Origin of the sequence: Chitinophaga sp. (assembly GCF_036566945.1) — a bacterium.
Taxonomy (GTDB): domain Bacteria; phylum Bacteroidota; class Bacteroidia; order Chitinophagales; family Chitinophagaceae; genus Chitinophaga.
Genome location: NZ_DATCVJ010000961.1, coordinates 1 through 4,440, shown reverse-complemented (window position 1 = coordinate 4,440; position 4,440 = coordinate 1). Strand labels below are relative to the sequence as shown.

The following is a 4,440-nucleotide window of genomic DNA, read 5'->3' as shown; positions in this document are numbered from 1 at the left end:
TACTTTTGCAGGTAAGAACCTGAAAAAGGGCGTGTTTATTCATTGTCAGGCAGATGAAGTTGATTTTACCGCCTGTAATTTATCGCTGTCGAATTTTACGGGAACAGATCTGGCAGGTGCGCGATTTGCCGCTACAGATCTTACCCAGGCAAATTTTGTTGGGGCGCAACGATATGCGATTAATGTGCAGGAGAATAAAGTGAGAAAGGCGAAGTTTAGTTTGCCGGATGCGTTGGCGTTGCTGGATGGATTGGGGGTGGAGATTGTAGAGTAAAAGAAGACGAACTATTTTTCACCAGCTTTAAGGTCAAAGCTATATTCATAAGTTATACGACCTGACATATCTGCATTATTTTGCCAGGCAGATTCAAGGTGACTTATTTGAACAATTTCCTTAGTTGTCTTTCCTTTAAATCTTTTAGATACTGCCTTCAGTATAGCTATTTCTGAAGCGGAGAAAAGGTCATTACCCTCTTCATTGAGTTGAATATTAATTTCACTGTAAAACTGATCTCCCACAAAGTCTTGAAAGGTAACCTCCGTCATATTAATCAATCCCTTGTTTAAAAGGTAATTATAAACACTTCCATAGTTATTGGGCACTGGTCCTTTTTCAAATGCCTTATAGCACATCCCACTAATCCCGGTGCCGTGTTTTTTAAAATGAGCAAAATCCGCATAAAACAACAACTTGTTCAGTGCTGTAGTATAGGGCTTGTTTTCTTGCGCAAAGAAATGGATCATGCCGGCGATTCTTTTTATATCAGGCATTCGAAAACCATTTAGCATATTAGGATACTTGCTTTCGAAAAGATAAAAATATAGCTTCGCATCAATTGTATCCGCCTGAGTAGCCAAATTTATTTTGCGCAATACGCGATCGTATTCATTGGGTTCAAAAACACCCTGGCTGATTTCCAATAACTTTTTAAATTCATCCGGATCCTTTGCCAGCCGGATTAATCGTCCTGTTGCCACACTCGGAATTTCGCCTCCCTCGTACTGCCGATACACATTAATACCCAATCCCAGCACCTCACTCATTTTAACAGCGCTTAACCCGTATTGCTCCCTTATCTCTTTAATTTCTTCCACAAATGGTATCCCAAATTTAGATCGGTACTTATTATGAATCTGGGCGACATTTAGGTTATCCAATGCAGTGTCTGTAAACTCTTCCCCGGAATCAACACACTTATAAAAATGAAAATGGATGGGGAATTTTTCTTTGCGATATTCCAGTTTTCTTATCTCCTTTTTTAATTCGACTTTACCTCCTGTGAATGGACTTTTCATAAATTATTATTTAAAGGGGTACTTCATTTTGAGTTCAGCTATATGGAAAGAAATACAAATTACATTGGCATTGACGGTCCCCATTGCTATTTTTATATACACTTCTTTTTTCTTCACTTCTTTACCAAATACCCACATATTGGCACCTCCATTCAATCGCTCTTCCAGCGGCCCGGCGCTATAATCCGTCAGCCCAAGAGATTTTAATACGTCAATCCTATCATCTGGTCTAATATCTAAGTCAAGCAATGCCTGTATATTTTTGTTCCTGTCGCTCCTAAAAATCACACCCCATACATCCAGGTTAACTTTAAATGCTTGCAAGAAGCCCGGAACTTCGGCTTTTCCTGACATAATCGTGGTAGGTTTTTCAACATAGCAAATATACAAAAACACAACTAATTAGTTGCATATTATAGTATTTTTTATAAAAATACAACAAAAAACCCCGGCTATACTCTGCCGGGGCTGCTCTCTTTCACACATTGCTTTCTGTTTATTTCAAAGGCTTTATCCAATAACTATATTGCTGATCGCTATATGGAATCCTGTATTCTTTCAGTGGCATAGAACCCCAGCTGTCAATGCCCTGTACTCCTGATTGCTGCATATCTACATGCAGATAAATCGTGTTACGCGGCACCAGTTCACCGGAATGATATTGTTTCTTATCTGCTTCGGGATCCAGGTCATCCATGCTATAAGGCAGTGCGGAGAAGTTGAGCAGTTCACTGCCCGTATATTCAAACCGTAATCCTTTGCCTTTTTTGTTAGTGAGATTTACCCAGCGAACATCAGCTTTATTACCGCTTTCCTGAGGACGGGCATAAGGAAAGTACTGGCTGTCTACCGATTGTTGATAGATACCCACGAAAGAAGCTGTCTTCCTATCCCAATAGTTTTCCCAGGGGCCACGACCATAATAGCTGACCCGGCTTAGTTGTTTATTCAGCTGCAGGTCATTGCCTACACGCAATAACAATGGGTATTTTCCTTTGATCACGTTTAACTGGTTTTCTACTCTTACTGCACCATCGCCATATACATAGAATATTTGTGTAACGGTGGCTTCTCCGTCCAGTAATTCTTTTTTGATGGTAACGATATAACTATCTTCTGTTTTCAGGAGTTTAGCGCTGACAACTTTTCCTTCTGCGGCAGCATTACGCCATTTACGCAGGGAATGATTGAAGCCGGCGCCGATGTCATTATCAGTGGGCGCGCGCCAGAACGCAGGCTGAACGCTGCCTTCCAGCAATGATTCGCCCTGTAGTTCATAACTGTTCAGCGTCCCTTTGTTCATATCAAAAGACAATGCGAAGCCGCTACCTTTGATTTGTAAGGCGCCCGGTGTTTCTACTGCCGTTAATGCAGCTTGTTTATGTGTTACCACAACATCACTTTTCCCGGTGGGCCGCCATTTAAATTGTTCTGCCGCTATTTCGTAGCCGGCAGGAATAAATGGCTCTTTTGTTTTTAGCTGGTAATGTACATTCAGGAAATATTCCTTGTCTGTTTTCACTTTGGTTTTAAATGGCAGCGCGACGGGTAGCTGTTGCTGTGGCGACAGCTTAAGATCCTTGATGGCGCCATGTTCTATCGGTTTCCCATCTTCCAATACCTCCCAGGTTAACTGGTAGTTAGACAGATCCCGGAAGAAATAACCATTACGAATGGTAATACTATCCCCTCCATTAAAAGTAGTGCTGATATGTTGATACACTTTTTTCACTTCCACTGCCATGGGTGTTAAACCACGATGTGCCGTCACTACTCCTTTTACGCAGAAATTATTATCGCTGAAATCCTCGTTCACCGGACCACTCAGCGGGAAATCGCCACCGTAGGCCAGGATGCGTTTACCATTCTTTACCGTATCAATGCCCTGATCAATCCATTCCCAGATGAAACCACCTTGTAAATAAGGATTGTTTTCGATAGCGGTCCAGTATTCCTGGAAGTTACCAAGACTGTTCCCCATAATATGCGCATATTCGCTCATGATCATGGGGCGATCCGGATTGCGTTGTGAATACCTTAGCAGAGAGCCTGGCGAAGGATATTGTGGTACAATCATGTCCGTATTATAGTCGTGCTCCGCGCGTTCATATTGTACGGGACGGGAGCTGTCTTTTGCTTTGAGCCAATCATAGGCTTCATAAAAATTACAACCATTACCGGCTTCATTTCCTAACGACCAGGTAACAACGGCTGCATGATTTTTATCTCTTTCATACATGCGTTGCACGCGCGCCAGATGAGGAATACGCCATTGCTTATCGTTGGCAAACGTATAGGCGAGATCGTAGTAACGGCCATGTGATTCAATATTCGCTTCGTCGATGACGTATAAGCCGTATTCATCGCACAGCTGCATCCAGTAAGGATCGGGAGGATAATGAGAATGACGTACCGCATTAACATTCAGCTGTTTCATCATTTCCATATCCTTGCGCATGTCGTCATGGGTAAGTGTATGTCCTTGTGTGGCGTTATGTTCATGACGGTTCACGCCTTTCAGGAAAACACGTTTACCGTTAACGAGGAAATTGCGGTTCGTAATTTCGATAGAACGGAAGCCAACACGTTGTGGAATCACTTCCAGCACCTTACCCGTTTTATCTTTCAGGGTAATGTAGAGTGTGTACAGGTAAGGGGTTTCAGCCGACCAGGTTTGCACCGCCGGTATTTCTTTACTAAAGGAAACAGTTGATTTATAGTTGCCTAATACTTTCTGTATGGTAGTGGTTTCTTCCGTGTAAATACTTTTTCCGCTGGCATCCCGCAGGTCCACTGCTACTGCAAAAGTATCGGGCTTACTATGATTGGTATTTTTATCTATGCGGTAATTATCTACCTCCATATCTATTTTAAAAATACCATTGGTATAAGATTTATCGAGGGTAGATGTGATCTTAAAATCGCGCACATCCAGCTTTGGCGTAGCATAAAGGTATACCTCTCTTTCAATACCGGAAATGCGCCACATATCCTGACATTCCAGGTAAGAGCCGTCGCTCCAGCGGTATACCTGCAATGCAACCAGGTTTTCTCCCGGTTTTACATATTTGGTGATATCAAATTCTGCAGCCAGTTTACTGTCTTCACTATAACCTACTTTCTGTCCGTTTACCCAGATAAAAA

4 protein-coding genes are annotated in these 4,440 nt (G+C 42.2%); 1 reads left to right on the top strand and 3 read right to left on the bottom strand.

Annotated features, from left to right (window positions below; translation table 11 throughout):
- The coding region (locus tag VIP81_RS28960; RefSeq protein WP_331969886.1) for a pentapeptide repeat-containing protein at positions 1–274 on the top strand (274 nt) is incomplete at its 5' end.
- Between the two features lie 11 nt (positions 275–285).
- Here VIP81_RS28960 and VIP81_RS28955 read toward each other — a convergent pair.
- From VIP81_RS28955 to VIP81_RS28945, 3 genes are all read right to left on the bottom strand, one after another.
- On the bottom strand, positions 286–1,296 hold the full coding sequence (locus tag VIP81_RS28955) for a type II toxin-antitoxin system antitoxin SocA domain-containing protein (RefSeq protein ID WP_331969883.1): 1,011 nt from the start codon (positions 1,294–1,296) through the stop codon (positions 286–288).
- Positions 1,297–1,302: 6 nt separating this feature from the next.
- Positions 1,303–1,650 (bottom strand): hypothetical protein, encoded by a 348-nt coding sequence (locus tag VIP81_RS28950; protein ID WP_331969880.1) that lies wholly within the window; start codon positions 1,648–1,650, stop codon positions 1,303–1,305.
- Positions 1,651–1,792: 142 nt separating this feature from the next.
- A partial coding sequence (locus VIP81_RS28945; protein WP_331969877.1) for a glycoside hydrolase family 2 TIM barrel-domain containing protein occupies positions 1,793–4,440 on the bottom strand: 2,648 nt, incomplete at its 5' end.

Coding starts and splice junctions, on each gene's coding strand:
- VIP81_RS28955 (WP_331969883.1), bottom strand. CDS start 1,296: ATGAAAAGTCCATTCACAGGAGGTAAAGTCGAATTAAAAAAGGAGATA.
- VIP81_RS28950 (WP_331969880.1), bottom strand. CDS start 1,650: ATGTCAGGAAAAGCCGAAGTTCCGGGCTTCTTGCAAGCATTTAAAGTT.